The sequence below is a fragment of the Embleya sp. NPDC050154 genome (assembly GCF_044460165.1).
Taxonomy (GTDB): Bacteria; Actinomycetota; Actinomycetes; order Streptomycetales; family Streptomycetaceae; genus Embleya.
This window is the reverse complement of the sequence record NZ_JBITJP010000008.1, coordinates 1-26,612: the sequence shown is the minus strand read 5'-3', so window position 1 is coordinate 26,612 and position 26,612 is coordinate 1. Positions and strand designations below refer to the sequence as shown.

The following is a 26,612-nucleotide window of genomic DNA, read 5'->3' as shown; positions in this document are numbered from 1 at the left end:
CTTTGCCTGATTCGGGGCTTGGTCGGCCGAGAAAATTGCCTCTCAGGCAAGTTAATTGCCTCATTGGTCAGCGCCTGCCTAGCCTCGAAGCATGGTCGCCACCCCAAGCTACGACATGGACGAGCCGGACCCGGCATCCGCCGAGGCGGTACCGACCGGCCTCGGTGAGCGGTTGCGCGCGGCCCGTCGGGCGAACGGCTTCAAGCTCGACGAGGCCGCGCGGCTGACCAGGCTCTCCGTCGCCTATCTCTCCCGGCTCGAACACGAGCGCCGACAGCCGTCGCTGCCCGCTTTGTTGACCCTGGCCCGGGCCTACAACACCACGGTCTCCGAACTGCTCGGCGAGGACAGCGCCTCGGCCGAGCCGGTGGTCCGGGCCCGCGCGGCCGAACCGGTCGAGGCGCACGGCTGGACCTATTGGCGCGTGGGCAGCCCGCGGCGCGGCATGCAGGCACTGCGGGTGCGGGTGCCGGCGGGGCGCGCGGACGGGCCGGCGCGGGTGCATCCGGGCGAGGAATGGCTGTACGTGCTCAGCGGCCAGCTCCGGTTGACCCTGGACGGGGCCACCCACCTGCTCGCGCCCGGCGATGTGGCGCACTTCGATTCCGGGCTCGCGCATCGGATGGAGTCGGCCGACGCGTATCTGTCGGTCGAGTTCCTGATGGTCCACGCGGCGCCCGCGTTGGTGGCGTTCTCGCCGTGTCTGCCGGCGCATGTGTGAGCGGCGCGCGTGGGTGCGTGGCGCGCGTGTCCGAGTACTTGACGATGTGCGACCGCTGTCCGAGCTCGATGACCGAGCGCGCCCATGTCCGAGGAGTTCGTGATGGAGAGTGAGAAGAGCCGGGCGGCCGGGATGTGGATCCGGATCGCGATCTACATCCTGGGATTCTCCGTGGTGTTCGGAGCGCTGATGTTCACCGCGGTGACCTACGGCCACCGCTGAGTGTGCGGCGCGTCCTCGCGCCGACGGCCGGGCGCGGGCCCGTAGGCTCGCGCTCATGGACAACGCGACTTCCTCCGACTCCACGACCCGCTACATCCGGCTCAACCTCGAAATCGTGCTTGAGGTCACCGACGCCGACGCGCTGCGTGCCGCGGCGCTGGACAGCGTCAAGGCGGACGAGGAGTTGTCGCCCGGCGACCGGGCCGACGCGACCGCCGCGATCGAGAGCGACCTGGCCGAGTCCGTCTCGTACCTGATCGACCCGTTCAGCCTCGTCGAGGACATCGCCGGTACCGAACTGAGCGAGGCCGGCTGGCAGTCCGAGGGTGCCGAGTACCTGCCCGAGGACGACGACGAGGACGACGAGGACGCCTGACGTCCTATCGACTCGGGGCCTCGCCGCCGCCCGGGCGCGGCCACGATGCCCGCAGACCGTACGCAGATCCGATCGTCCCCCCGCGCCCCGCGAAGCGTCCGCTCCGCGGGGCGCCGACCGTTGCGGTGGTGCGGTGGTGCGCCCGCGCCCGGCGCCGGCGTACGGCGGAGGCATTCGTCCACGTAGGGGTGAATCGGCGGCCAACCGGACGGCGGGGCGTTGCCCATCGTCGCGGCCTTCGTTGTCCCACGTGCCGCATCCGTTCGTGCGGCACTGTGACATGGAGGAAGTATGAACACGGTCAAGAAGGCGGCCTTCATCACCGTCGCCGCCGGCGGCATTCTCGCCGCGGGTATGGGTGCGGCCCACGCCGGCTCCGAGGCGGATGGTGCTGCGGTCGGCTCGCCGGGTGTCGCGTCGGGCAACAACATCCAGGTGCCGGTGCACGTTCCGGTCAACCTGTGTGGCAACAGTGTCAACCTGGTCGGCGTGCTGAACCCGGCGTTCGGGAACGTTTGCATCAACCACGGCTGAACATTCGCACCTTCGGTGGGCGCTGTACGGGGCAACCGGTCCCGGGACGGCGCCCTCTGGCTTTTGGGTTGGCCTCAAGCGCCGGCCGGGCTGTTTGGCCTCAAGCGCCGGCCGGGCTGGTTCGCCTCAAACGCCGGCGGGGCTGGTTCGCCTCAAGCGCCGGCGGGGCTGATTGGCCTCAAGCGCCGGCCGGGCTGGTTCGCCTCAAGCGCCGGCTGGGCTGATTGGCCTCAAGTGCCGGCCGGGCCGGTGGGGCCCGGCCGGTGGTGAGGGTGGGTTTGGGGTCAGGCGTGGGTGCCGCCGTCTATGCGGAGGGACGTCCCGGTGACGAATTTGCCGTCGTCGGAGGCCAGGGCGGCGATCATGCCGGCTATGACGTCGGGGGAGGCCATGCCTTCGCCGATGATGGGCATCAGCTTGGCGAAGAGTTCCCAGTCGGCGTCGTCGGGGACCTGGTTCGGGGTGTCGTCGACTATGCCGCTGGAGATGCTGCCGGGGGCGACGTTGACCGCGCGCAGGCCCTGACGGCTGTATTCGAGGGCGATCGCGTGGGTGAAGGCGTCGATCGCGCCCTTGCTGGCCGCGTACGCCGCCATGTAGGGATGGGCGAAGCTCGCCGAGGTCGAGCTGAAGTTGATGATCACGCCGTTGCCGGTTTCCAGGAGCGGGGGCAGTGCGGCGCGGGTCATCAGGAAGGTGCCCGTCAGGTTGACGGTGATGATCTGGTTCCACTTTTCGAGGGGGAACGTGTGGGTGTGTCCCGCGCGCAGGATCCCCGCCGCGTTCACCAGCACGTCCAGGCCGCCCAGGCGCTCGACGATCTCGGCTACTCCGGCGCCGACCGCGTCCTCGTCCGACACGTCCAGCACGCTCGTGCTCAGCCGGGCCTCCAGGCCCTTCTCCGCCGCCATCGCGCGGGTCTTCTCCAGCCCGTCGGCGTTGACGTCCGCCGCGTGTACCGTGCCCGCCTCGCTCAGCAGCCGCAGCACCGTGGCCTGGCCGATGCCCGAGCCGCCACCGGTGACGATGATGCGCCGATCCTGGAACCGCTCCACAGTGTTTCCTCCTTGGACGGGGTGTACGGGTCCCATCACAAGCTGTTCGTACAGCGGGATCAAGCCTCCTGAACGGTTGGCGGTACGTGAAATGAGACATGTTCCACCGCAGCCGTGCGGCCGATCGGATTAATTCGTCCGGATTGCGTGACGAACCGATCGGGAAGGGGTCAGACCTCATGTGAAGGGGAGCCCCCACCCCTCACGAAGCGGCGAAAGACGAGGTTCCAGTCATGGCAGACTCACCCGCCCGCACACCGGAGAAGACCCAGGCCCGCCCGGAGCGGTCACAGACCGGCTCCGGACACCTGACCGAGGTGACCGCGCTGGCCACGGATCGGGGTCGGACCTCGATCGCGGACGGGGTGGTGGCCAAGGTCGCCGGCTTGGCGGCGCGCGAGATCCCGGGGGTGTACGCGCTCGGCAGCGGCGTCTCGCGGGCGTTCGCCGCGATGCGCAAGGCGGTACCCGGCGGTCGTCCCGACGTCGCGCGCGGGGTCAGTGTGGAGGTCGGCGAGAAGCAGTGCGCGGTCGACCTGAGCCTGATCGTCGAGTACGGCGCGCCGATCGCCGAGGTCGCGGCGGCGGTGCGCGAGCACGTGATCGAGTCGATCGAGCGGATGACCGGCCTCGAAGTGGTCGAGGTGGACATCTCCGTGGACGACATCCACATCGAGCAGGACGACGACGACACGTCCTCGCGCAACCTGGCCTGAGTCCCGGGCGCGCGGCCCTTGGGCCGTGTCGCCCCGACGCACAGGGAAAGGGCGGGCCCGGATCGCACCGGGCCCGCCCTTTCCCCGTGTTCGCGTCGCGCGGTCAGCGCCGCCGGCCGCGCATGCCCAGCCCGACCGCGCCCACCACGATCGCCACGATCGAGGCCGCGAGCACCGACCACGCCATCGTGGTCAGCGAGTCGGTGAACACGGTGTAGATCGCCTCGATGCCGTCCCGGTTCAAGGTGTTCCGGGTGGCCAGCTCGTCCGCGACCGGACTGCTCGCGGCGGAGACCAGGATCAACAGCAGGCCGCTGGTGACCAACAGGCCGACGCCGGTCATCACCAGCGCGCGGAACCGGTTCACCGCGACCACCAGGCCGACCACCAGCAGTACCAGGGCCAGGATCGGCAGCCACTTGCCCGCGTCGTCCACGGCCTGGAGCGCGTCCCGGCTCTGCTCGGCCTCGGACGCGTGCGGCAGTTCGGCCAGGTCGATCGGGATGGTGGTCGGCAGACCAGCCTTCGACACCGGGATGCCGGACTTGTTGAGCTGCGCGACGATCGCGTCGAGCGGGCTCTTGAGGTTGACCACGACCTTGTCGCCGTCGGAGGTGACGTTCTTGCTGTCCCGGCCCAGCAGGGAGGACATCACGACGTCGTGCGCGGTGGCGATGCCGTCCTTCCAGATCGCCTTGAACGCGGGCTTGCCGATCTCCTCGGTCACCGCGGTTTGCACCACACCGCGCGGAACCTGGCTGCGCACGTTCGACGGGAGCTGCTTCATCACCTCGTCGGTCATCAGCCGGGCGACCTCGGTGCGGATCGCCGACTCGTCGATCAGCGCCACCGCGTTGTCGGTGAACCCCTGCTCGGAGACCACCTCCCAGCGCAGCCACAGCGCGGACAGCGCCGGGATCGTCAGCAGCACCGCCAGCACCAGGCTGAGCCCGGCGACGGTGCCGCGCAGCGCGCCGTACGCGGGCCGCGAGGGCTGCCGGGACGGCGGGCCGTGGGGGCCGCCACCGCCGCCGGGTCCACCGGGTTGGTACGGACCGCCCGGATCGTACGGCGGCGGTGGGGCGGGCGTGGCCGCGTAGGGCGGGGGCGGGGGCGGGTAGCCGCCACCCTGGCCCGGATACGAGCCCGGGGACGAGTGCATCGCGCTTCCTCCGTCGTCGTGGTCGGACCGCCGTGGAATCGGCCCGGCTTTCGAGAATCTCACCCACGCGCCGCTGCCACTGCCACCCGCCCGGTGTTGTGCCTGTTCGGTGACACGGGCGGGCGGCGGCACGGGAGTGTTCGACGACGCGGGAGCGTCCCGGTGCGACGGTCCGGGTCGGTACCGGCGATCCGCGCACCCGGGCATAACCTGCTCGGATGGACACTGTGGACAACGCGCCGCAAGCGGGCCGCCGGCGACCCCGGGTAGGCCATATCCAGTACCTCAACTGCCTGCCCATCTACTGGGGTCTGGCCCGTACGGGCTCGTTGGTGGACCTGGACCTCACCAAGGACACCCCGGACAACCTCAACGACGCCCTCGTGCGCGGCGACCTCGACATCGCTCCGATCAGCGTGGTCGAGTTCCTGCGCCACGCGGACGACCTGGTGGTGCTCCCGGACATCGCGGTGGCCGCCGACGGACCGGTGATGTCGGTCATGCTGGTCAGCCAGGTGCCGGTGGAGCAGTTGGACGGGGCGCGGGTCGCGCTCGGTTCGCAGAGCCGGACCGGGGTCCGGCTGGCCCGGCTGCTGCTGGAGGAGAAGTACGGCGTACGGCCGAAGTTCTTCACCTCGGCGCCCGACCTCGGCCTGATGATGCAGGAGGCGGACGCCGCGGTGGTGATCGGCGACGTCGCGCTGCGCGCGACGCTGTACGACGCGCCGCGACTGGGCCTGCTGGTCTACGACCTCGCGTACGAGTGGAAGGAATGGACCGGACTGCCGTTCGTGTTCGCGGTGTGGGCCGCCCGCCGGGAGTTCCTCGCCGCGCATCCGGCCGAGGTGCACGCGGTGCACCGCGCCTTCCTGGAGTCCCGCGACCTGTGCATGCAGGAGGTGGACAAGGTCTGCGAGCACGTGGCCCGGTGGGAGGCGTTCGACGCGGCCACCCTGGAGCGCTATTACACCGAGGCGCTGGACTACTCGCTCGGCGAGCGCCACCTGGCGGGGATGGCCGAGTTCGCCCGCCGAACCGCGCACGACACCGGGTATCCGGCCGATGTGCGGGTGACCCTGCTCGACGCCCCGCCGACGCCGTGAGCGGGCCGGATAGGCTCGTTCACGAGCTTTTGTTCCACTGGCATTCGTTCCACTCGTATTCGTTCCATGCGGAGGCTTCCCCGTGAGCAGCGATCTCCAGCCGGTCCTGGACCGGGCCGCCACCGGTGGGCGGATCACGCCCGACGAGGCACTCGCCCTGTACGTCCACGCGCCGCTGCACGCGCTCGGCCGGGCAGCCGACGCCGCGCGGCGCCTGCGCTACGCGGACACCGTCGACATCGCGACGTACATCATCGAGCGCAACATCAACTACACGAACGTGTGCGTCACCGCGTGCAAGTTCTGCGCGTTCTACGCCCCGCCCAAGAGCGAGAAGGGCTGGGTCCGCGAGATCGACGACATCCTGCGCCGGTGCGCGGAGACGGTCGAACTCGGCGGCACCCAGATCATGTTCCAGGGCGGGCACCACCCGGACTTCGGCGTCGAGTACTACGAGCGCTCGTTCGCCGCGATCAAGGCCGAGTTCCCGCAACTGGTGATCCACTCGCTCGGCGCGTCCGAGGTCGCGCACATGGCCAAGGTCTCCGGGGTGGGCATCGAGGAGGCCATCACCCGGATCCACGCCGCGGGCCTGGACTCGTTCGCGGGCGCCGGCGCGGAACTGCTCCCGGAGCGACCGCGCAAGGCGATCGCGCCGCTCAAGGAGTCCGGCGAGCGCTGGCTGGAGATCATGGAGACCGCGCACGGTCTGGGCGTGGAGTCGACCTCGACGATGCTGATGGGCACCGGCGAGACCAACGCCGAGCGGATCGAGCACCTGCGGATGATCCGCGACGTGCAGGACCGCACAGGCGGCTTCCGGGCCTTCATCCCGTACACCTACCAGCCGGAGAACAACCACCTGAAGGGGCAGACGCAGGCCACCCTGCTCGAATACCTGCGCCTGATCGCGGTCGCCCGGCTGTTCCTGCACAACGTCGCGCACATCCAGGGCTCGTGGTTGACCACGGGCAAGGAGGCCGGCCAGCTCACCCTGCACTACGGCGCGGACGATCTGGGCTCGGTGATGCTGGAGGAGAACGTGGTCTCCTCCGCCGGCGCCAAGCACCGCTCCAACCGGATGGAGCTGCTGCACCTGATCCGCGCCGCCGGCCGGATCCCCGCCCAGCGCGACACCACCTACAACCACCTGATCGTGCACGACGACCCGGCGAACGACCCGGTCGACGACAAGGTCGTCTCGCACTTCTCCTCCACCGCCCTCGACGGCGGCACCGCCCGCCCCCTGCTCAAGGTCGTCGACGCGCGCTGAGAGCGGCTTGCGATGATGGGCGCATGTCGTTGACCTTGCATGTCGCGCCCGTTGTCCTGTCGATGGTCGACGCGGAGCCCATCCGCGACGGGGCCGTGCTCGTGGAGGACGGCCGGATCGTCGCGGTGGGCTCACGGGGGGAGTTGGCGTCGGCGGGGGCGCGCGAGCGGGTCTGGCGGGGGGTGCTCACGCCGGGGCTGGTGAACGCGCACGCGCATCTGCAGTACACCGACTTCGGGGATCTGGCGTTGTCCGGGCTGGCGTTTCCGGAGTGGATTCGCACGCTGACCGCGCGGCGGGCCGACTTCTCCGAGGTGATGTGGCAGGAGAGCGCGCGGCGCGGGGTGCATCACATGCTGCGGTCGGGGACGACGGCGGCGGCGGACGTGGTCACCGATCCCTGTGTGTTGGTGCCGGTGGGGCGGTCGGGGCTGCGCGGGATCAGCTACGTCGAGGTGATCGCGGACGACGCGATGTGGACGGGCGGGCGGCGCGCGGCCTTCCTGGAGACGTTGGACGGGGCGAGTGGCGGGCGCGCGTTGGGGGTCTCGCCGCACACGCCGTTCACGGTCGGTACGTCGGTGTTCAAGGAGTGTGTGGCGATCGCGCGCGAGCGCGGTCTGCGACTGCACCCGCACCTGGCGGAGACCGCGCACGAGGCGGAGTTCATCCGACACGGCACCGGCCGGTTCGCGGACATGAACCGGGCGATCGGGATGGCCCTGGAGCTGCTCGACGGCGGCAGCGGCGCCGGCCCGGCGGCCTACCTCGACGGGTTCGCCGGCCTGGGCGCGGACGTACACGTCGCGCACGGGGTGCACCTGGCCGGCGAGGATCGTGCGCTGCTGCGCGCACAGGGCACCGCCGTCGCGCTCTGCGTGCGCTCCAACGCGATTCTGGCGGCGGGTGAGCCGCCGGTCGCCGACTACCTGGCCGAGGGTGCGCCGATCGCGCTGGGCACCGACTCGCTCGCCTCCTCGCCGTCCCTGGACCTGTGGGAAGAGGCGGCGGCGGTCCGGGAACTGGCGGTCCGTCAGGGATATCGCGCGGACGACCTGGACCGGCGCCTGGTCGAGGCGGTCACGATCGGCGGTGCGACGGCGATGGGTGGGCTGGCCGGCGCGGGCACGCTGCGCCCGGGCGGACTCGCCGACCTCGCGGTGTTCGACGTGCCGACGGAGGGTGATCCGTACGCCGCGCTGGTCACGCACGGGACGGGGTCGTGTGTGGCCACGGTGCTCGGCGGGCGGCTGGTGCATCGGCGCTGAGCGGGCCGGGCGGGCGTTCGGTCGGCGGAGGTCGCACGATCGTTTCGGCATGGTCGCGCATACGCCCACGGACCCGGGGCAGGCGCTCGGTCAGAACGACACGGTATTCGCAAAGGCCACTTACCGACCCGGGCCCTGTCCGTCCGGGATGAGGAGGCACATCATGTCCGTCGGTACCCGCATTCGTTCCATCGTTCGCGCCGTCACCCCGAGCCGCAGGGGTCGACGCACCGGCGGCGGCCGTGGCGGCGGCGTCGGCATCGGCGCCCGGATCGGCCGCGTCGGTGGCGGCGTCGGGGCGAACCGGCGCGGCGTCGGCGGTGGCGTCGGCCGTCGGTGACGCAGACGCAGGACACGATCGATTCCGGGCGGGTCGCGTATCGCACGCGGCCCGCCCGGTGCGTTGTCCGCCCCACGGCACAAGGGCCCGGTCCGGCGCGAGATGATGGCCGGGTGACTCGAGCATCCCTGGACAAGCAACCGCGTGAAGTCGCGTCGATGTTCGACGCGGTCGCGGCGCGCTACGACCTGACCAACACCGTGTTGTCCATGGGCCAGGACCGGTCCTGGCGCAAGGCCGTGGCCCGGGCCGTGGACGCCCGGCCGGGCGAGCGCGTGCTCGACCTCGCGGCCGGCACCGGTACCTCCTCGCTGCCCTTCCGGGACGCGGGCGCGGACGTGGTGCCGTGCGACTTCTCGGTGGGCATGCTGCGCGAGGGCAAGCGCAAGCACCCCGAACTGCCCTTCACCGCGGGCGACGCGACCAGGCTCCCCTTCAAGGACGCCACGTTCGACGCGGTGACCATCTCGTTCGGCCTGCGCAACGTCGAGGACACCCAGGGCGCGCTGCGCGAGATGTTGCGGGTGACCCGGCCGGGCGGCCGACTGGTGGTCTGCGAGTTCAGCCGGCCCACCTGGCGTCCGTTCGAGACGGTGTACGTGGAGTACCTGATGCGCGCGCTGCCGCCGGTGGCCACCGCGGTCAGCAGCAACCCGGACGCGTACGTGTACCTGGCCGAGTCGATCCGCGCGTGGCCCGACCAGGCCGGCCTCGCGGCGCTGATCGGCGGGGCCGGGTGGGTGAACCCGGCCTGGCGCAACCTCACCGGCGGTGTGGTCGCGCTGCATCGGGGCTTCCGGCCGTCCGCGTGACCCACGGGTCGGTCCCGCGCCCGCGCGGGTGAGCGCGGGCCGGCGTGGCATCCCGCGGGGTGGACCACAGGCCGGTCCCGTGCCCGGCGAGTGGCCACAGGCCGGCCCGCCGCCCGCTCCTCATAGACTTGTCCGGCCGGAACCGTCCCGGTTTCGGTACTGCCGCAGAGACTTCCAGGGGAGTCGTCCGTGACCGACGCAGCGCCCGTCACAACCACCAAGCGCGCCGACTCGACGCATGAGGCCGACGTCATCGTGGTCGGGGCCGGTCCGGCCGGATCGACCACGGCGTACCACCTGGCCAAGTCCGGCGTCAGCGTGATCCTGCTGGAGAAGACCGAGTTCCCCCGGGAGAAGGTCTGCGGCGACGGGCTCACCCCGCGCGCGACCAAGCAGCTCATCGCGATGGGTGTGGACACCTCGGTCGAGGCCGGTTGGCTGCCGAACAAGGGTCTGCGGATCCTCGGCGGCGGCATGCGCCTGGAACTGGACTGGCCGGATCTGGCCAGCTATCCCGCGCACGGTCTGGTCCGCAAGCGGGCCGACTTCGACGAGATCCTGGCCCGCCAGGCGGCGTCCGCCGGCGCCAAGCTGTACGAGCGCGCGAACGTCACCGGCCCGATCCTGGACGATCGCACCGGCCGCATCGTGGGCGTCAACGTGCGGATGAACGGCTCGAAGGAGGAGACCGTCTTCCGCGCGCCGATCGTGGTCGCCGCCGACGGCAACTCGACCCGGCTCTCCCTCGCGATGGGCCTGCACCGCCGCGAGGACCGACCGATGGGTGTCGCGGTGCGCACCTACTTCAAGTCCCCGCGCAGCGACGACGACTACCTCGAATCGTGGTTGGAGCTGTGGGACCGCCGCGACGGCCAGGAGAAGCTGCTGCCCGGCTACGGCTGGGTGTTCGGCATGGGTGACGGCACCTCGAACGTGGGCCTGGGCCTGCTGAACACCTCGGCCGCGTTCAAGGACATCGACTACCGCGACCTGCTCAAGGGCTGGGTCTCGGGCATGCCCGAGGAGTGGGGCTACTCCGACGAGAACCAGGAGGGCCCGATCCGCGGTGCCGCCCTCCCGATGGGCTTCAACCGTCAACCGCACTACACCAAGGGCCTGTTGCTGGTCGGCGACGCGGGCGGGATGGTCAACCCGTTCAACGGCGAGGGCATCGCCTACGCGATGGAGTCGGGCGAGATCGCGGCCCAGGTGATCACCCAGGCGGTGGCCAGGCTCACCCCCGAGGGACGCGAGCGCGCGCTGCACGACTACCCGCGCATCCTCAAGCAGACCTACGGCGGCTACTACACGCTGGGTCGGGTGTTCGTGAAGCTGATCGGCGACCCGAGGGTGATGAACTTCGCCACCAAGCACGGTCTGCCGCACCCGATGCTGATGAAGTTCGTGCTCAAGATGCTGGCCAACCTGACCGACCCGCGCGGCGGCGACGCGATGGACCGGATCATCAACGGCATGGTGCGGATCGCGCCCGCCGCGTGAGGCGTGTGGTGCGGGCGTGCCGCGCGGGTGGTCCGCGCGCAGCCCGTGTGTGATGCGCGTAGTGCGTGCGTAGTGGTGGTGTGCTTGGCTCGGCGGCGCACCATCACTACGACTCCGGAGGACTGCTCCCATGCAAGACGCCCGCGACATGCGCGACTTCATCGCCGGACTGCCCAAGTGCGAGCTGCATCTGCACATCGAGGGCACGCTGGAGCCCGAGCTGAAGTTCACGCTGGCCGAGCGCAACGGGATCGAGCTGCCGTACTCCTCGGTCGAGGAGATGCGCGCCTCGTATCGGTTCGACAGCCTCGCGTCGTTCCTCACCGTGTACTACGAGGGCATGCGGGTCCTGGTGCACGAGCCGGACTTCTACGACCTCGCGATGGCGTACCTGCGCAAGGCCGCCGCGCAGAACGTGCGGTACGTGGAGATGTTCTTCGACCCGCAGGCGCACACCGGTCGCGGGGTGCCGTTCGACGTGGTGGTGCGCGGGCTGACCCGGGCGATCGGTGACGCCCGGCGCGAGCTGGGCATCCGGGCCCAGTTGATCATGTGCTTCCTGCGCGACTTCCAGGCCGAGTACGCGATGGCCACCCTGGTGCAGTCGCTGGCGTACCGGGAGTGGATCGTGGGGATCGGGCTCGACTCGGACGAGCGCGGCAATCCGCCGGCCAAGTTCGCCGCCGTGTACGCGCGGGCGCGGGCCGAGGGCTACCGGTTGACCATGCACTGCGACGTCGACCAGGAGAACAGCGTCGAGCACATCCGCCAGGCGATCGAGGACATCGGCGTGGACCGGATCGACCACGGCTCGAACGCGCTGGAGGACGCGAAGCTGGTCGCGGCGATCAAGGAGCGCGGGCTCGGGCTGACCGTGTGCCCGGTCTCGAACTCCTTCGTGGTGGACGGCATCAAGGGCGCGGAGATCCGCCGGATGCTGGACGAGGGCATCCTGGTCACGATCAACTCGGACGACCCCGCCTACATGGACGCGTACGTCCTGGAGAACCTCGAGCGCACCCAGGCCGACCTGGGGCTGAGCCGGGCCGAGGTGGCGCGGTTCGAGTACAACGCGTTCGCGATCTCGTGGTTGCCGGAGGATGTGCGGGACGGGTACGTGGCGGAGTTGGACGCGTATCTGGCGAACACCGCGAGCTGAGCCGCGACATGGGTCGAACTCCCGTGTACGCACGGGAGTTCGACTGTCGGACCGTGCGGGCTAGGGGAGCGGCGCGACCCAGGTGCCCAGGTCCGCGACGTTCTTGAAGTCGAGGCTCTCGACGCGCACGGCGCCCGCGACCGGTCCGGAACGTCCCGGAACAACATTCTCCGCACTACTGTGCATTGCGTGGTACCGTGCAACGCACAAGAGCTGGAGGCGTCATGGATCCGAGTCAGTTGCTCAAGGGAGTGCTGGACCTGGCGGTACTCGCCGTGCTGCGCGAGGAGGACGGCTACGGCTACGACGTACTGCGCAGACTGCGCAAGGCCGGTCTCGACGACGTCGGCGACGCCTCGGTCTACGGCACGCTGCGTCGGCTGTACAACGCCGGACTCCTCACGTCCTATGTGGTGGCGAGCGACGAAGGCCCGAACCGCAAGTACTACGCGCTGAACGAGCCGGGCCGGCTGCGGTTCCGGGAGTCCACCGACACGTGGAACTCGTTCGCCCGGACGATGTCGGAACTGGTGGGGGAGACCCGATGAAGGACACCGCACTGCACCCCGTCGCGGCGGACTACCGCCTCGAGGTCGCCCGCATTCTGGCCGACCTGCCGGTCGCCGAGGCGGAGGAGATCCTGGACGACGTCGAGGTGAACCTGAGCGAGGTGCTCGCCGAACTCGACGAAGTGGTCACCTCCGAGTCGCTGCGCGCCCGACTGGGCACCCCGCACGAGTACGCGGCCGAACTGCGGGCGGCAGCCGGATATCCGCCGCTGACGCCGACCGGAACGAGGCCCCTGTCCCGCATCGGCAAGGTCGAACTCCTGTGCCTGGGACTGTTCCTGGCGCTCGGCGCGGCGTTCGTGACCGGCATCGGGATCGGTGCCGCCGAGGGCGGGCAGGAGCGGTGGTGGATCTTTCCGTGCCTGCTCGGCCTGGCTGTCGAGGCGCTGAACGCGTTGTGGCTGCGTGGTCGCGCGCCGGGACTGCCCGAGATCGCCGCGCTGTCGATCACCGAACGTGCGAGGACTCTCGGGGATTCCTTGCGCACGGGCCGCTGGGCGGAACCCGTACGGTTTCTGATCGGTCTGCAAAGCGCGTGGTGGGTCACCCGGGCGCTGATCGTGGCCGTGCTCGTGCGGGTCCTCGCGGGCGGTGTGTGGTGGCCGGTGGCCGCCGGTGTCCTGGCCCTGGCCGGGTCGTTGTGGTTGGGGCCGCGTGCGGCACACGACCGTCGGCTGTTGTGGGCGGCGGTGCCGATCAACGCGCTCGTGATCGGAGCGGGGATCGGGATGCTCGCCGCGGGACAGTTGACACCGGAGAGCACGACCGAGTACGTGAACAACGCCCCGCCACGGTCGAACTACTACTCGGCCGTGGACGGTCACCCGCTGGACGGCAGCGCCCTGCTGACCACGGAGAGCGGGGGACCGCTGAAGAACATCTATCCCTTCGACGCCCAGGGGCGTCCGCTCAAGGACGTCCTGCTCTTCGACCACAACGGCAAGCAACTCGGCATCGTCGGCGACCAGTACGAACGCTACTGCGGGCCCACGAACCAGTCCGTGGTGCCCAACCGGGAGAGCCTGCCGTTCCCGCAGCCTCGGGTCGTCGGCGACTCGGCGACAGGAAAGTGCCGTGTCGAGGAGGGCACCGCGCCCTTCACGATCGCGATCCCGGTCCGACCGGGCGGGCAGCCCGCGGCGAACCCGATGCCGGGCGCGGCACCGCAGTCCGGTGCGCAGGTTCCGCAGGGCGGTGGGCAACCGCCGCAGACCGTCCCGTCGGCGCCTCCCTCGGCCGGTGCGTCGGGCGCGGTGAACCCGGCGAACCCGCCGGTGAGCCCCACGAGCCCGACCACCCCGCCCGTTTCGCCGAATTCGGCTCCGCCCGCCTCGCAGGCGGGTCCGAAGACCGGGGAGTCGGCGACCGCTCCTGCGGAGAGCGGGAGTTGAGACTCGGGACCCGGGCCCCGACTCGGGTCCCGGGACCGGCGGTCGGGACCGCCGGTCCCGGGCGGCCGATCGTGATACGGGCCGGGTGAGGTATGGGCCGGCAGCCGGTACACCGGGCCCAGCCGGCGTCCTCGGCTCGGCGCCGCGCGGGGCGGATCGACGCCGGGCGCAACCGCGTCCGGTCGATGTCCAGTGCGCGGCAGGAGGGCGGCAAGGGTGTTCAACGGACGTCGAGTGAGCGTTGAACGCGGCGTGGGACAACGGCCGGACGACTTCAGCCCCGGCCGCCGCTCGGCCGCTCGTGACGCATCAGTAAGGTCTCTTATCCATGCTGACGTTTCGTGTTCTGGGAGCGCTCGAAGCGTGGGACGGTGACCGGCCGGCCGACCTGCGCGGCCCGCGCCATCGGGCCGTTCTCGCTCGGCTCGTCCTGGCACGGGGGCACGTCGTACCGGTCGACCGGTTGATCGAGGACCTGTGGCACGGCGAGTCGCCGCATCGCGCGCTCGGCTCCGTACAGACCTTCGTGTCGCACCTGCGCCGTGCGCTGGAACCCGACCGCGCGCCGCGTACGCCCTCGACCGTATTGGTGACCGCGCCGCCCGGATACGCGTTCCGGGTCGGCACGGACGAGGTCGACGCGTGGCGCTTCGAGGCCCTGGTGCACCGGGCCGGCGGCCTGTTGGCGGCCGGTACCGCCGAGGAGGCGCTGCGTGAGTTGACCGCGGCGCTGGACCTGTGGCGTGGGCCCGCGTACGCGCAGTTCGCCGACGAGCCGTGGGCCCGGCCCGAGGCGGCGCGGCTGGAGGAACTGCGGTTGGTCGCGGTCGAGCGCCGGGCCGAGGCGGGGCTCGCGATCGGGCAGGCGTCCGGGATCGTGCCGGGGTTGGAGGCGCACGCGGCGGCCCACCCACTACGCGAGGAGAGTTGGCGATTGCTCGCGCTGGCGATGTACCGATGCGCGCGTCAGGGCGACGCGTTGGCCGTGCTGCGCCGGGTACGCACCGCGCTGCGCGAGGAGTTGGGCGTCGAGCCGGGGGCGCGGTTGCAGCGACTGGAGGCGGACATCCTGGCGCACGCCGCCGAGTTGGACGCCCCGGCAGCGGTGTCGACCCCGGCCGGAACGGCGACCGGGACCGCCGCGCCGCGTGAGGTTCCGGGCCTGGCGCAGGCTGCCGACGAGGCGACGGAGGACGGATTCGTGCCGCGGACGACCACCCTGATCGGCCGGGCGGTGGAGACCGCGACCCTGCTGGCCGCGGCGAAGCGGGCCGACGGGCGGCTCTCGGTCGCCCTGGTCAGCGGCGATCCGGGCGAGGGCAAGACCGCGTTGACCGAGCACGTACGGGAGTTGCTGGCCGCCGAGGGCTGGCGGGCCGCCTGGGGGCGCTGCCCCGAGTCCGGCGGTGCACCGGCCGGGTGGCCGTGGACCCAGATGTTGCGCACGCTCGCCGCGGTGAGTCCGCCGGACGAGGAGACCGCGCGGGTGCTCGCACCCTTGCTGGCCGACTCGTTCGTCCCGGTCGGCGATCAGGCCGCGGCGAAGTTGATGCTGCATCAGGCGGTGGTGGGCTACCTGGCCCGGGCCACCGCCGAGACGCCGTGGCTGCTGGTGCTGGACGACGTGCACCGCGCGGACGAGGAGACCTTGGCGCTGTTGTGCCACCTGGCCACCGACCGGGACGCGGCCGGGCGGGTGTTGCTCGTGGTCACCTACCGGCACAACGAGGTCGGAGACCTGCTCGCCGACGCGCTCGCCCGGCTGGCACGATGCGGCCCGGAACGCGTCGAACTCACCGGCCTGGCCCCGGAGGCGGTCGCCGACCTGGTGCGCGGCGCGGTTTCGGCGGCGATCGACGAGGACACCGTACGGGCGATCGTGGACCGTACGGCGGGCAACCCGTTCTACGTCCTGGAGACCGCCCGGGTGCTCGCGGCCGAGGGCGCGCACGCGGCGGTGTCCGAGGTCCCGGTCGGGGTGCGGGACGTGATCCGGCGGCATGTCGCGGGGCTGCCGAAGGCCGCCCAGGAGGTGCTCAAGCAGGCTTGTGTGCTCGGCCGGGACATCGACGTGGACGTGCTGTTGGCGCAGGGCAACGCGGACGAGGACACCGTGCTGGACGCGGTCGAGTCGGCGCTGCTGACCGGGCTGCTCGTCGAGCCGGACGCGGGCCAACTGCGGTTCACCCACGCGCTGGTGCGGGACACGCTGTACGAGGACCTGTCCCAGCTTCGCCGGGCCCGGATGCACGCGCGCACGGCCGAGGCGATCGAGGCCGTGCGGCCTCGGGACGTGGCCGCGCTGGCGCATCACTACCTGGCCTCGGCGTCGCGGGCGACGGCGGCGAAGGCCACCCACTTCGCGCGCTTGGCGGCGCTCGACGCGGAGATCCACTTCGCGTATCGCGAGGCCGCGCAGTTGTGGCGGGGCGCGCTGACGGCCTTCGAGCGGTCGGGGGCCGCGGACGACGCGGCCCGCAAGGAGATGGAGGCGGGAGTCGAGCGCTCGCTTGCCCAGTCGGGGGACCACAGCCAGGGATAGGGGCGTGGCGGCCTCTCGGGGTCGACGGCTTCGGATCGACCGCTTCGGGCCGAGCGCTTCGGCCGACCGGCCCGGCCGGACGGGACGGCCTGCTCCGAGGGGTCGGAACGGCGCTCTCGGCGCGCGTCGTTCCTGCCGGCGGAGCTCTTCCGGGAGCCTTGCCCACGCCGCGACGCACCCCGCGTCCGCGCCGTGCCGGTGCGGTGCGGAGTGCGTCGCGGTCGAGGCTAGGCCGGGATGTGCGGGGCGATGATGGCGGCGTAGTTGGCTTCGCCTCGGCGGTTGGGGTGCAGCGGGGCCGCGAGGTCGGTGGGGACGTAGCCCTCGACCCACTTGGCCGAGGGGGCCTGGCAGGCGTCGTGCCCGGTGCTCGGTCCGGCCACGTCCACGTAGGTGGCGCCGTGGCCCGCGGCTTGGGCGGCGATGGCCGTGTTGAGCCGGTTCACGCTGCCCTGGAGGTAGTCCGCGTCGACGCCGAGGACCGGCTGGTACGGCCAGCAGCCGCCGGGCTTGATGTACAGGCCGTATCCGGTGACCACGATCCTTGCCTGGGGCGCGCGTTGGTGGATCCCGGCGAGCACCGCGCCGAGCTTGGGCGCGAACGCGTCGATGCGCTGCGCGATCTGGTCGACGCCGCCGGCCGTCCACTTGTCCTTGCACGGGGTCGCGAACGGGTTGAGCGTCGCGCAGCCCTGCGCCACGCCGACCAGGCCGACGTCGTTGCCGCCGATGGTGAGGGTGACCAGCGTGGTGTCCGCACTCAGCGCGTCGAACTGCGGCGGTGCCTCGCCCATGTCGATGCCGCCGAGGGACAGGTGTTGCGGCGAGGTCATGTCGTTGCTGTCCGCACCGCTACAGGTCACGTCGCGCAGCTCGGCGACGTTCAGGCGCGCGGCGAGCACGTGTGCGTAGTTGTTGGTGGACCGACCGCACGCGAGCGGCCCGGTGATGTCCGGGATCAGCGGACCCGAGGCCATCGAGTCGCCGAGCGCGACGTAGACCTGACGATCCGCCGCACCCGCCGGCCCGGTCGCGGCGACCAGACCGGCCAGTGCCAGTGCGCTCGCCGCGATCGCCGCCGCCGTCCCGCGCCCGAACCGGCGCAGCCGGCCGGGTGGATTCCGTGGACTGTTGTGCAGCCGACTCCTCATGCGTGCCGCAGAGTTCATGACGACTCCCGCCGGTCGTGGAATGTCCCACGCGTCATCATGCAGACTCGGACACAGCGGCTTAACTGGTGAGTAACACAGACTTTCCGGGAGGTCCCTGTGACACGTGACAACCCGCCGCGTGACCGGGCGCCCACCACCCGCGAGCGGTCGCCCGTCGAACGACCGCGGCGCGGCCCGCTGCGCATCGGCGGGCGGCCCGTGGCGGCCCGACTGCGGGCCGGTGCGCCGCGGTTGACCAGGGAGGTGCTGGACCGGCTGCCCGCCGAGCTGCCCGCGTACGCGGCGCTGCCGGCCGAAGAACTGGCCGGGGACATCGCCGAGATCGTGCAGCACACCGTGCGCCTGTTCGCCGATGTCGTGGAGGGCCGGCTCGCGGCCTGCGACGCCGATCTCGCGCCACAGCGCGCCTCGGCGGCCCAACGGGCGGAGGAGGGCGTACCGCTCGACGCGATTCTGACCGCCTATCAGATCGGCGTGGAGATGTGCTGGCGGGAGATCACCGGTCAGGCCCGCCCGGAGGAACTCGCTGACGTCCTGGCCCTGTTCGCCGACCTGCTCGGGCTCCAGCGGGCCATCGTCACGGCGGTCAGCTCGGCCTATCTGGAGGCGTGCCGACTGGCGGCCGGCCCGGAACAGAGCGGCCGGCACGAGCTGTTCGCGGCGTTGTTGGCGGGCGAATCGGCGGACGCGGTCGCCGGGCGGACGGGGATGCGCCCGGCGGCCCGGTACCTGGTGCTGACACTGGCCCTGGCCGCGCACCCGGACGAGGCCAGGCCCGGTCCGTGCGCGGTCATCGCCGCGCGGCGCAAGCTGCGCCGGATCCGGCGGGCCCTGGACGCATTCACCGGCGCGCCCGCGCTGGCCGCGCTCGACCCGCGCGGCGGGACGGTGCTGCTGCCGGTGGACACCGCGCCGGGCTGGCCCGAGGTACGCGCCCTGATCGCACACGCGGCGCACGCGGCCGACACCGCGATCACCGCGTCGGCCGCGCTCACCGAGCCGACCGGGATCCCGGACGCGGTGGACCGCAACGCCGAGGTGCTGCGCCTGGTCCGCGGCAGTGGCCGCGGCCCCGGCCTGTACCTGCTCGCCGACGTGCTGCTGGACTACCAACTCAGCCGCCCGAGCGCGGCGTTGCCCGGTCTGGCCGGCCTGCTCGCGCCGCTCGACCGCAGGCCCGAACTGCTGCTGACGCTGGAGACCTACCTGGCCCACGGCCGCGACCGCCGAGCCACCGCCGCGACGCTGCACCTGCACCCGAACACCGTGGACTACCGCATCCGCCGGGTGACCGGGCTCACCGGGTTGTCCCCGGGCCGTGCCGACGACCTGCATCGCCTGAACGCGGCGCTGGTGGCCCGGCGCACTCTGCGCACGGACGGAGTGGGCGGGGGACTCGGGGGTGCCTGAAGCGGGCGCGTTTCGTGCTGTGCGGACGGGTCGGCGGTGAAGAGCCGGTTCGCCCCTTCGGGTCGGTGCCGAAGAGCCGGTTCAGCTCCGTCGGGTCAGCGGCGAAGGGCCGGGTTCAGCACCGTCGGGTCAGCGGCGAAGGGCCGGGTACAGCACTTCCGGGTCGGCGGACAGGGCAGCCTTGGCGTCGCGGCTGTAGTGGTCGACGAGGACCTCGTACAGCTCGGCCTCGACCGCGTCGAAGGTCTGCGCGGCGACGTCGGCCGGGGCGATCTTGGTCAGCTGTACGCCCGCCGCCATGTCGGTGTCGATGAAGCCCGCGTGCACGCCGACCACCAGGGTGCCCTGGGCGGCGAGTTCGAGGCGCAACGCGTTGGTCAGCGACCAGGCGGCGGCCTTGGAGGCGCTGTACGAGCCGACTCGGGGGACGGTCATGAAGGACAGCACGGAGAGCATGTTGACCAGCGCGCCGCCGCCGTTGCGGGCCAGGACGGGGGCGAACGCGCGGCTCAGCGAGAGGGTGCCGAAGTAGTTGGTCTCGATCTCCGCGCGGGCCGGGTCCAGGCTCTCCGCGGTCAGGAACGAGGCGGCGCGGGAGACGCCCGCGTTGTTGACGAGCAGGTCCACGTCGTCGAGTCGGCGGGCGACCTCGGCCACCTGGTCGGGATCGGTGATGTCCAGCTCGATCGGCACGACCCCGGGGTCGGTGACGGTGCCCGGGTCGCGGGCGCCGGCGTATACGGTGCGCGCGCCGCGTTCGACCAGTGCGCGGGTGAAGGCGCGGCCGAGGCCGCGGTTGGCCCCGGTGACGAGGGCTACCGAACCTGCGATCTTCATGCGGGTGCTTCTTTCGGGATCGGGAGAGTGGAACCGCGGTACGGGTCGCCGGGTCGCCGGGTCGTGGGCCGTCGGTCGAGGCGGGCGGGCGGACGAGTGGATCAGGTGAGGCGCTCGATGATGGTGACGTTGGCCATGCCGCCGCCTTCGCACATGGTCTGCAGGCCGTAGCGGCCGTTGCTGCGTTCGAGTTCGTTGAGCAGCGTGGCCAGCAGTTTGGTGCCGCTCGCGCCCAGCGGGTGCCCGAGCGCGATCGCACCGCCGTTGACGTTGACCCGCTCCGGGTCCGCGCCGGTCGCCCGCTGCCAGGCGAGGACCACGGACGCGAACGCCTCGTTGATCTCGACCCGGTCGATGTCGTCCAGGGACAGGCCGGTGCGTTCCAGCGCCCGGGCGGTCGCCGGGATCGGTCCGGTCAACATCATCACCGGGTCGTCGCCGAGCACGGTGAGGTGATGGATTCGGGCGCGCGGGTGCAATCCGTGTACCCGCAGGGCGCGTTCGGAGACCACGAGGGCGGCCGAGGCGCCGTCGGAGATCTGGCTCGCGAGCGCCGCGGTGATCCGGCCGTCGGGGCGCAGGGTGGGCAGCGAGCGGATCTTGGCCAGGTCCGGCTCGCGCGGGCCCTCGTCCCGGGTGACCTCGCCGTACGGCACGATCTCGTTGGCGAAGCGACCCTCGCGCTGGGCGCGCAGCGCGCGTTCGTGCGAGGTGATCGCGAACGTCTCCATCTCCTCCCGGGTCAGGCCCCAGCGCTCGGCGATCAGTTCGGCCGCGCGGAACTGGGTGATCTCCTGGTCGCCGAACCGGTCCCGCCAGCCCTGCGCGCCGTCGTACGGGGTCTCGAAGCCGAACTCCCGTCCGGCGCGCAGCGACGCGGAGATCGGCACGGCGCTCATGTTCTGTACGCCGCCGGCGACCACGACGTCGGCGGTGCCGCTGAGTACGGCCTGCGCGGCGAAGTGCACGGCCTGCTGGGAGGAGCCGCACTGGCGGTCGATGGTGGTGCCCGGGACGCTCGTCGGGAGACCGGCGGACAGCCAGGAGGTGCGGGCGACGTTGCCGGCCTGCGGGCCGATCACGTCGAGGCAGCCGAAGATCACGTCGTCCACGGCGGCGGGATCGAGGCCGGTGCCGTCGATCAGGCCGCGCAGGACGTGCGCGCCGAGGTCGGCGGGGTGAACCTTGGCGAGGCCCCCATTGCGCCTGCCGACCGGGGTTCGGATGGCGTCGACGATGTACGCCTCGTTGCTCATGAGCGGCCGCCTTTCGACAGGGGCGTGCGATCGGGCCCGGCGGCGTCCGCGCGCTGCGGCGAGCCGTCCGAGGCCATAGAGTTGGAAAATCCAACTCACTTTTCGTCAACGTAGCGCGAGTGGGTTGGAGATGGCAACCTTGTCGGTGTGATCGTCATGAGTGGTTCCTCGAACGGTTCGTCCGCCGACGACTCGACGGCGCCCGCCGCCGGCTCCGCAGCCCCGTCCCGGTCCGGACGCGGCCCGGTCGGGCGGCCGTGTTCGGTCGCGGCCACGCTGTCGGTGGTGGGCGAGAAGTGGGCGCTGCTCGCCGTCCGCGAGCTGAGCTTCGGCAATCACCGCTTCGACGCGATCGCGCGCAACACCGGCGCGCCGCGCGACATCCTCACCACCAGGCTGCGCGCGCTGGAGGCGGCCGGGATTCTGGAACGCCGCCGCTACCAGGAGCGCCCGCCGCGCTTCGAGTACCACCTGACCGACCAGGGCCGCGACCTCGCGCCCGTATTGCAGACCCTGGCCTCCTGGGGCGACCGCTGGCTGACCGAGGAGCCGCCGGTGGTGTTCGAGCACGGCGACCACGAGTTGGACGTCGCGGTGATGTGCCGGGGCTGCGGCCGGGAGGTCGAGGCGGGCAGCGTGCGGATCCACGTCCACGCGAAGGGGTGGGACCGGGCGGGACCGGTGGGGTGAGGGGCCGGCCGGGCGGTGCGGCCGGCGGGTGTCCTCGCGGGCCCGGGTGGGTGTGGGCGGCGGCGCCGGATCGGTTTGGGACGAGCCGACCCGTCGCGTCGTGGGTCGGGTGCCGGCCGGTCGTCGGGTCGTCCGCTTGACCCTGACGCCGTGTGCGGCCGTTCACCGGGAGGCGTCATGTTCACCAATCGGAGACTTCGCGGGGCACGGCCGCGTATCGGTCCGAATGTCGCGCCGCTACGACGCGATCGGACTACTGCGGCCTGCCCACGTCGACCCGGCCGGTGGCTACCGCCTCTGCGAGGTGGGCCAACTCGCCCGACTGAACCGGGTGATCGCGCTCAAGGATCTTGGCTTCACCCTCCACCAGGCACGCAGCATCCTGGCGGAGCGGGTGAGCGTCGGCGAACTGCGCGGGATGTTGCGCCTGCGGCAGGCCGAATCCTCGCCGCAGTGGCGGCGGACGCGATGCGGCCGGCCCACGTCGAGGCGAGGCTCAGGACGATCGAAGCCGAGGGAGAATGCCCACCGACGACATCGTGATCAAGCGCATCCCGGCGGTCCGCGTCCAGACCGGGCAGGGTCAGGAGTCGGATCGCCGAGTCGACCGCGACCACCGTCGCCGGCGCCGACGGCCGGAGGGGATCGGACCGATCATCGGCCCGCTGTACGACCGACTGTGCCGCCGCCTCGCGGCTGCTGGCGTGGTCCCGAGCGGACCGGGCATCGCCTATTACGAGGCCGCGCCGGACGAGGAGGACACGCTCGTCATCCACGCCGGCACGACCATCGCGGCGGAGCACCGAGCCGGCGTCGGCGTGGACTTCGACTTCGGATCGTGGACCTGCCCGAGATCGAGTGTGTCGCGAGGTATGTCCATCGCGGATCCATGGACAACGTGATGACCGGCGTCCAGGCGATGGCGAGATGGATCGATGCCAACGGATATCGCTCGCTGGGATACGCCCGAGAGCTCTACCTCGAATGCCCGGCGACCCGGAGCGGTGGGTGACGGAACTCCAGGAGCCGAGCCCCCCGGCCGGACCGGGATGCCGGCCGGGTGATCGTACGGGCGGCCGATCGCCGCCGTCACCCGCGCGGGTTACCTCACAGCGGGCGGAACAGGCGCGCCAGGTCCGGCCCGGCGGATGTGGCGACCATCGCCGCCAACACCCGTCGCACGGCGGCCACATCCTCCGCGCCGACCTGCTGCGTCAACCTGCCCTCGTACGCGGCGTGGAACTCACGTACCGCCGTCAACATCGCCACCCCGCCCGGTGCCAGGTGCAAGCGCTTCGCGCGCTTGTCCGTCGGGTCCGGGCGGCGTTCGACATAGCCGACGGCCACCATCTCGTCGACCACCTTCGCCGCGCCCTGCGCGGTGATCCCGAGCCGTTCGCCGAGCTGCGTGGCGGTCGTCGCCTCCCGGTCCAAGGTGCGTAGCACGAAGCCGTACGACGACCCCATCACCGGGAACCCGCGTTCCGCCAAGTGGGCGTGCAGCTCTCGGACGAAGGCTTGGTAGGCGTTCCCCAACAACAGTCCGAAGTCCACGCTTGACGCCCTTCCCGGAAATATGCTCAACTCTGGTTGTACACCTTGGTTGAATACTCTACCGGAAGGAACCACGATGCCTCTCATCAAAGCCGCCGACGCGCCGCTCTTCGAAGCTCCGCTGATGACCGCCATCGGCCTCGCCGCCCCGAGCCGCGGCTCGAAGGAGAACAGCGTCTGGCGCTTCACCATGCACCCGGGCAACCTCGGCCGCGAACACGCAGTCACCCGCGAGGAGATCTTCATCGCGATCAGTGGCAAGGCGGTCGTCACGATCGACGGTGAAACGCGCGACTTCCACGCCGGTGACGCCCTCATCGTCCCCGCACATGTGCCCTTCGGCATCGCCGTCCCGGGCGAAGAGCCCTTCGAGGCGATCGCGATCCTGCCCGTCGGCGGGCAGGCCCGGATGGGCGGCGACCTGATCGATCCGCCGTGGGCCCAGTAGATCCTTCACTCCTGATTCTCTCCACTTCCGCTTCCGCCTCCGCTCCCCGCGCCGGCGACCTGCCTCCAGGAGACGCCCCCCATGCCGTTCATCGCCGCCGCCGAAGCGCCCGTCTTCGAGAACCCGCACGCGACCTTTGTCGGCCTCGCCGCCCCGAGCCGTGGTTCCACCGAGAACGCGGCATGGCGGCTCACCCTCAAGCCGGGCACCTCATCCCCGCCGCACGCGCTCACCAGGGAGGAGATCTTCGTCGCGTTGTCGGGTCGGCTCACCGTCACCATGGACGGCGAGACCTTCGACGTCGAACCTGGCGATGCGTTGGTCGTCCCGGCCGACACCTCGTTCGCCCTGGCCAACCACGGCACCGACCCGTTCGAGGCGGTTGTCGTCCTTCCGGTCGGCGGCAAGGGACTCATCCCCGGCCAAGAGCCCTTCGTCGCCCCATGGGCTCGGTAGGGCCTTACCCGGTGGGCCCGGTAGCCGCCCTACAGTCCCAGGCCCGCGCGCAGCGTCGCCGCGTCCAGCATTCGGCCGTACACGTTGTAGACGGCGCTGCCTGGCCGGAACGCGCGGCCTTCGGCGAGCGGTCCGGCGTCGTTGACGTCCAAACCGATGGCGTCGACGGGCGCCTCCGCTGCCTCCGCCGCCGCCGCGTCGTCGCCGGCCGGTGGCAACGCGCTGCGATCGGCGGCGCCGGCGGGACGCCCGGCCCTCACCAAGTGCTCGACATGGATCGGGTTGACAGCTTCACGACGCGCGCCGACAAACGTGCCGCATCGAGCGCCCGTCGATGCCGGCTCAGCGGGGTGGGCGCGCCTCCCATCCCAAATCGGCGCCCCGGGTGCGTGCCGCTCCGCTCTCGCGTCGCCGTACGGCACTCGACCGCCACAACGAGGCCCACTGGCCCGCGGTCAAGTCCTTGGGCAAAGCGTGCGGCGAGAGGTACTCGTTTCGGAACCACGCGCGCAGCCCGGGCGCCGCGAACCTCCCCGTCCGGTCGAGGACTTCGCGCAGCCCGCGTCCCGGTCCGGTGAACACCTCGCGCACCAACTCCTGGTACGGGCCGGGTCGTTCATCGATCAGGGGGATATCCCGGCGCGTCATCGTGAGCAGCCCGCCGTCCACCGACGGCATCGGCCGGAACGCCCGAGCCGGTACGCGCGCGTGCAGCCCGAACTCGAACCACGGCCACCAGGCCGCCGTCAGCATCGTCGCCCCGCCCACGCCCGCCCGCCGCCGGGCCACCTCCCACTGCACCAGCAACACCGCGCTCCGCCAGTGCTCCGTTTCCAACAGTCGTCGCAACACAGAGGTGGTCAGATGAAACGGCAGATTCCCCACCACGGTGTGCGGCTCGCGCGGAAACCGGAACCGCAGTACGTCGGCGGCCACGACCTCGACGTGTCCGGGCACCCTTCGAGCCAGCCGTCGGGCGCGCTTCGGATCGAGCTCGACCGCCGTGATCGGCCGCCCGGTCCGAGCGAGCGGCAACGTGATGGCGCCGTCGCCGGGCCCGATCTCGACGATCGGCCCGGACGTATGGGCGACCAGGTCCTCGAAGAGCGCGATCACCGCACGATCGACAAGGAAGTTCTGACCAAGCTCATGACGTCCACCATGAGTGGGATAAGGCACGAGGGGCTCCGCGAAGGCAGTTCGGAGCCGGGCAGCACGAATCGGCCGCACCGGCGAATGGACCCGAAGTGCGGCGGAACTCGGAGAGAAGAGACCCTCGGCCCGCCGCTAGAAGCGGCGAGTCCTCGTGAAGGCTGAAGCGAACATGCCCCGACCATAGCCCGACACCCGCGCCGTCCTCGAACCCATTTTCCGGCCCGGGGTCAGGATGCGGGCGGGCCTCGGTCGGGACGGGAGTGGAGCTCGGTACGGATCGGTTCGACTGGTAGGTGGTCGGCTGCGCCAACCGGCACGACGGCGCGGCGTGCGCGCTTGAGCGGGGGCCGGGTGAGGGAGGGCCTCTGCTCGCCCGGGGTGCCCACGGAGCAGGTCTGGGACTGTCACGGTTCGTTACGCGCATACGTAGGAGCCGGGGCGAGCCGGCCGGAGCCGGCGACAACGGTTCGATCGGCAAGTGCCGTACCGACGACCTCAGGGCCACCGCGCAGGACGCCACCATCAGCGGCGACGACGAACTCACCGTCATGGTGACGTTCAAGAACATCGGTCACAACTGCACGATGTCCGGATTCGCGGGCGTCGACCTCCAGACCGCCAAGGGGCCCCTGTCCGCCGAGCGCCTCGGCGCGCCGGCCGACCCGTTCGTCCTCAAGAGCGACAAGTCCGTGTCCTTCGGCGTCACCTACCCCAACGGCGCCACCGGCGACTACGGCGTCAAGGTCACGGGCCTGCGGGTCACCCCGCCCGGAGAGACCAGGACCATCACCCTGAGCTGGCCCGGCACCCCCACCGTGCCGGTCGTCGACGGCGCCGGCTCCCCGATCAACGTCGGCCCCATGGGCGGCGCCGGCCAGGGCGGCTGACCCA

Annotated in this window: 28 protein-coding genes and 1 pseudogene; 20 read left to right on the top strand and 9 right to left on the bottom strand. The window is 71.4% G+C overall.

Annotated elements, in window-relative coordinates; translation table 11 throughout:
* The first annotated feature begins 91 nt into the window (after positions 1 to 91).
* The 4 genes from ACIBSV_RS18280 (at position 92) to ACIBSV_RS18265 (ending at position 1,853) form a co-directional block, all read left to right on the top strand.
* A complete protein-coding gene (locus ACIBSV_RS18280; protein ID WP_395864128.1) occupies positions 92 to 721 on the top strand; it encodes a helix-turn-helix domain-containing protein in 630 nt (209 codons plus the stop codon).
* Positions 722 to 805: 84 nt separating this feature from the next.
* Complete coding sequence (locus ACIBSV_RS18275; RefSeq protein WP_395864126.1) at positions 806 to 943, top strand: hypothetical protein; 138 nt, start codon at positions 806 to 808, stop codon at positions 941 to 943.
* 55 nt (positions 944 to 998) lie between these two features.
* Positions 999 to 1,319: a hypothetical protein gene (locus ACIBSV_RS18270; RefSeq protein ID WP_395864124.1), complete on the top strand. Its 321-nt coding sequence runs from the start codon at positions 999 to 1,001 to the stop codon at positions 1,317 to 1,319.
* Positions 1,320 to 1,610: 291 nt separating this feature from the next.
* The gene (locus tag ACIBSV_RS18265; protein ID WP_395864122.1) at positions 1,611 to 1,853 is read left to right on the top strand and encodes a chaplin; all 243 of its coding nucleotides are present in this window, start codon (positions 1,611 to 1,613) and stop codon (positions 1,851 to 1,853) included.
* A gap of 284 nt (positions 1,854 to 2,137) precedes the next feature.
* On the opposite strand, the gene ACIBSV_RS18260 is transcribed toward ACIBSV_RS18265, so the two are convergent.
* Positions 2,138 to 2,908 (bottom strand): SDR family NAD(P)-dependent oxidoreductase, encoded by a 771-nt coding sequence (locus ACIBSV_RS18260; protein WP_395864120.1) that lies wholly within the window; start codon positions 2,906 to 2,908, stop codon positions 2,138 to 2,140.
* Between the two features lie 233 nt (positions 2,909 to 3,141).
* Here ACIBSV_RS18260 and ACIBSV_RS18255 point away from each other — a divergent pair, with 233 nt between their 5' ends.
* The gene (locus ACIBSV_RS18255; protein WP_395864119.1) at positions 3,142 to 3,624 is read left to right on the top strand and encodes an Asp23/Gls24 family envelope stress response protein; all 483 of its coding nucleotides are present in this window, start codon (positions 3,142 to 3,144) and stop codon (positions 3,622 to 3,624) included.
* A 103-nt stretch (positions 3,625 to 3,727) separates the two neighbouring features.
* Here ACIBSV_RS18255 and ACIBSV_RS18250 read toward each other — a convergent pair whose 3' ends face one another.
* Entirely contained in the window at positions 3,728 to 4,786 is a 1,059-nt protein-coding gene (locus ACIBSV_RS18250; protein ID WP_395864117.1) for a hypothetical protein, read from the bottom strand.
* Positions 4,787 to 5,004: 218 nt separating this feature from the next.
* Here ACIBSV_RS18250 and ACIBSV_RS18245 point away from each other — a divergent pair, with 218 nt between their 5' ends.
* The 6 genes from ACIBSV_RS18245 to add all read left to right on the top strand — a co-directional run bounded on the left by ACIBSV_RS18245 (position 5,005) and on the right by add (position 12,241).
* Positions 5,005 to 5,889 carry a menaquinone biosynthetic enzyme MqnA/MqnD family protein gene (locus ACIBSV_RS18245; protein ID WP_395864115.1) on the top strand — a complete coding sequence of 295 codons (885 nt, stop codon included), beginning with the start codon at positions 5,005 to 5,007 and terminating at the stop codon, positions 5,887 to 5,889.
* A gap of 82 nt (positions 5,890 to 5,971) precedes the next feature.
* Positions 5,972 to 7,162, top strand: a complete 1,191-nt coding sequence (gene mqnC, locus ACIBSV_RS18240; RefSeq protein ID WP_395864113.1) for a cyclic dehypoxanthinyl futalosine synthase — start codon at positions 5,972 to 5,974, stop codon at positions 7,160 to 7,162.
* A gap of 23 nt (positions 7,163 to 7,185) precedes the next feature.
* Positions 7,186 to 8,430, top strand: a complete 1,245-nt coding sequence (locus ACIBSV_RS18235) for an amidohydrolase family protein (RefSeq protein ID WP_395864111.1) — start codon at positions 7,186 to 7,188, stop codon at positions 8,428 to 8,430.
* Positions 8,431 to 8,883: 453 nt separating this feature from the next.
* Positions 8,884 to 9,582, top strand: coding sequence for a demethylmenaquinone methyltransferase (locus ACIBSV_RS18230; protein WP_395864109.1), 699 nt, complete (start codon positions 8,884 to 8,886; stop codon positions 9,580 to 9,582).
* 159 nt (positions 9,583 to 9,741) lie between these two features.
* Positions 9,742 to 11,082 (top strand): geranylgeranyl reductase family protein, encoded by a 1,341-nt coding sequence (locus tag ACIBSV_RS18225; protein WP_395864709.1) that lies wholly within the window; start codon positions 9,742 to 9,744, stop codon positions 11,080 to 11,082.
* A gap of 130 nt (positions 11,083 to 11,212) precedes the next feature.
* Positions 11,213 to 12,241, top strand: coding sequence for an adenosine deaminase (add, locus tag ACIBSV_RS18220; protein ID WP_395864107.1), 1,029 nt, complete (start codon positions 11,213 to 11,215; stop codon positions 12,239 to 12,241).
* A gap of 60 nt (positions 12,242 to 12,301) precedes the next feature.
* Here the strand turns inward: add and ACIBSV_RS18215 are convergent, their stop codons facing one another.
* Positions 12,302 to 12,427, bottom strand: a complete 126-nt coding sequence (locus ACIBSV_RS18215; RefSeq protein WP_395864105.1) for a hypothetical protein — start codon at positions 12,425 to 12,427, stop codon at positions 12,302 to 12,304.
* Positions 12,428 to 12,465: 38 nt separating this feature from the next.
* Here ACIBSV_RS18215 and ACIBSV_RS18210 point away from each other — a divergent pair, with 38 nt between their 5' ends.
* From ACIBSV_RS18210 to ACIBSV_RS18200, 3 genes are all read left to right on the top strand, one after another.
* On the top strand, positions 12,466 to 12,789 hold the full coding sequence (locus tag ACIBSV_RS18210; protein ID WP_161357719.1) for a PadR family transcriptional regulator: 324 nt from the start codon (positions 12,466 to 12,468) through the stop codon (positions 12,787 to 12,789).
* Complete coding sequence (locus tag ACIBSV_RS18205; protein WP_395864103.1) at positions 12,786 to 14,201, top strand: hypothetical protein; 1,416 nt, start codon at positions 12,786 to 12,788, stop codon at positions 14,199 to 14,201. Before ACIBSV_RS18210 ends, ACIBSV_RS18205 begins: the two co-directional genes overlap by 4 nt.
* 328 nt (positions 14,202 to 14,529) lie before the next feature.
* Complete coding sequence (locus ACIBSV_RS18200; RefSeq protein ID WP_395864101.1) at positions 14,530 to 16,743, top strand: BTAD domain-containing putative transcriptional regulator; 2,214 nt, start codon at positions 14,530 to 14,532, stop codon at positions 16,741 to 16,743.
* Between the two features lie 227 nt (positions 16,744 to 16,970).
* Here the strand turns inward: ACIBSV_RS18200 and ACIBSV_RS18195 are convergent, their stop codons facing one another.
* Positions 16,971 to 17,912, bottom strand: coding sequence for an SGNH/GDSL hydrolase family protein (locus ACIBSV_RS18195; RefSeq protein ID WP_395864099.1), 942 nt, complete (start codon positions 17,910 to 17,912; stop codon positions 16,971 to 16,973).
* 180 nt (positions 17,913 to 18,092) lie between these two features.
* Between ACIBSV_RS18195 and ACIBSV_RS18190 the strand changes: the two genes are divergently transcribed.
* Positions 18,093 to 19,325 (top strand): helix-turn-helix domain-containing protein, encoded by a 1,233-nt coding sequence (locus tag ACIBSV_RS18190; protein WP_395864707.1) that lies wholly within the window; start codon positions 18,093 to 18,095, stop codon positions 19,323 to 19,325.
* Between the two features lie 129 nt (positions 19,326 to 19,454).
* On the opposite strand, the gene ACIBSV_RS18185 is transcribed toward ACIBSV_RS18190, so the two are convergent.
* Complete coding sequence (locus ACIBSV_RS18185) at positions 19,455 to 20,162, bottom strand: SDR family oxidoreductase (protein ID WP_395864097.1); 708 nt, start codon at positions 20,160 to 20,162, stop codon at positions 19,455 to 19,457.
* A 101-nt stretch (positions 20,163 to 20,263) separates the two neighbouring features.
* Positions 20,264 to 21,418 (bottom strand): acetyl-CoA C-acetyltransferase, encoded by a 1,155-nt coding sequence (locus ACIBSV_RS18180; RefSeq protein ID WP_395864095.1) that lies wholly within the window; start codon positions 21,416 to 21,418, stop codon positions 20,264 to 20,266.
* 147 nt (positions 21,419 to 21,565) lie between these two features.
* On the opposite strand from ACIBSV_RS18180, the gene ACIBSV_RS18175 reads away from it, so the two are divergent.
* Both ACIBSV_RS18175 and ACIBSV_RS18170 read left to right on the top strand, forming a co-directional pair.
* Positions 21,566 to 22,108, top strand: coding sequence for a winged helix-turn-helix transcriptional regulator (locus tag ACIBSV_RS18175; RefSeq protein WP_395864093.1), 543 nt, complete (start codon positions 21,566 to 21,568; stop codon positions 22,106 to 22,108).
* Between the two features lie 226 nt (positions 22,109 to 22,334).
* Positions 22,335 to 23,137: pseudogene (locus tag ACIBSV_RS18170) on the top strand (MerR family transcriptional regulator); the annotation flags it as partial.
* A 78-nt stretch (positions 23,138 to 23,215) separates the two neighbouring features.
* Here the strand turns inward: ACIBSV_RS18170 and ACIBSV_RS18165 are convergent.
* Positions 23,216 to 23,662 (bottom strand): MarR family winged helix-turn-helix transcriptional regulator, encoded by a 447-nt coding sequence (locus ACIBSV_RS18165; RefSeq protein ID WP_395864091.1) that lies wholly within the window; start codon positions 23,660 to 23,662, stop codon positions 23,216 to 23,218.
* Positions 23,663 to 23,738: 76 nt separating this feature from the next.
* On the opposite strand from ACIBSV_RS18165, the gene ACIBSV_RS18160 reads away from it, so the two are divergent.
* Positions 23,739 to 24,110, top strand: a complete 372-nt coding sequence (locus tag ACIBSV_RS18160; protein WP_395864089.1) for a cupin domain-containing protein — start codon at positions 23,739 to 23,741, stop codon at positions 24,108 to 24,110.
* An 81-nt stretch (positions 24,111 to 24,191) separates the two neighbouring features.
* Positions 24,192 to 24,566: a cupin domain-containing protein gene (locus tag ACIBSV_RS18155; RefSeq protein ID WP_395864087.1), complete on the top strand. Its 375-nt coding sequence runs from the start codon at positions 24,192 to 24,194 to the stop codon at positions 24,564 to 24,566.
* Between the two features lie 29 nt (positions 24,567 to 24,595).
* On the opposite strand, the gene ACIBSV_RS18150 is transcribed toward ACIBSV_RS18155, so the two are convergent.
* Positions 24,596 to 24,826 carry a hypothetical protein gene (locus ACIBSV_RS18150; protein ID WP_395864085.1) on the bottom strand — a complete coding sequence of 77 codons (231 nt, stop codon included), beginning with the start codon at positions 24,824 to 24,826 and terminating at the stop codon, positions 24,596 to 24,598.
* 82 nt (positions 24,827 to 24,908) lie between these two features.
* Positions 24,909 to 25,745, bottom strand: coding sequence for a 23S ribosomal RNA methyltransferase Erm (erm, locus tag ACIBSV_RS18145; RefSeq protein WP_395864083.1), 837 nt, complete (start codon positions 25,743 to 25,745; stop codon positions 24,909 to 24,911).
* 269 nt (positions 25,746 to 26,014) lie between these two features.
* On the opposite strand from erm, the gene ACIBSV_RS18140 reads away from it, so the two are divergent.
* Positions 26,015 to 26,608 (top strand): DUF4232 domain-containing protein, encoded by a 594-nt coding sequence (locus tag ACIBSV_RS18140; RefSeq protein WP_395864081.1) that lies wholly within the window; start codon positions 26,015 to 26,017, stop codon positions 26,606 to 26,608.
* Positions 26,609 to 26,612 lie beyond the last annotated feature (4 nt).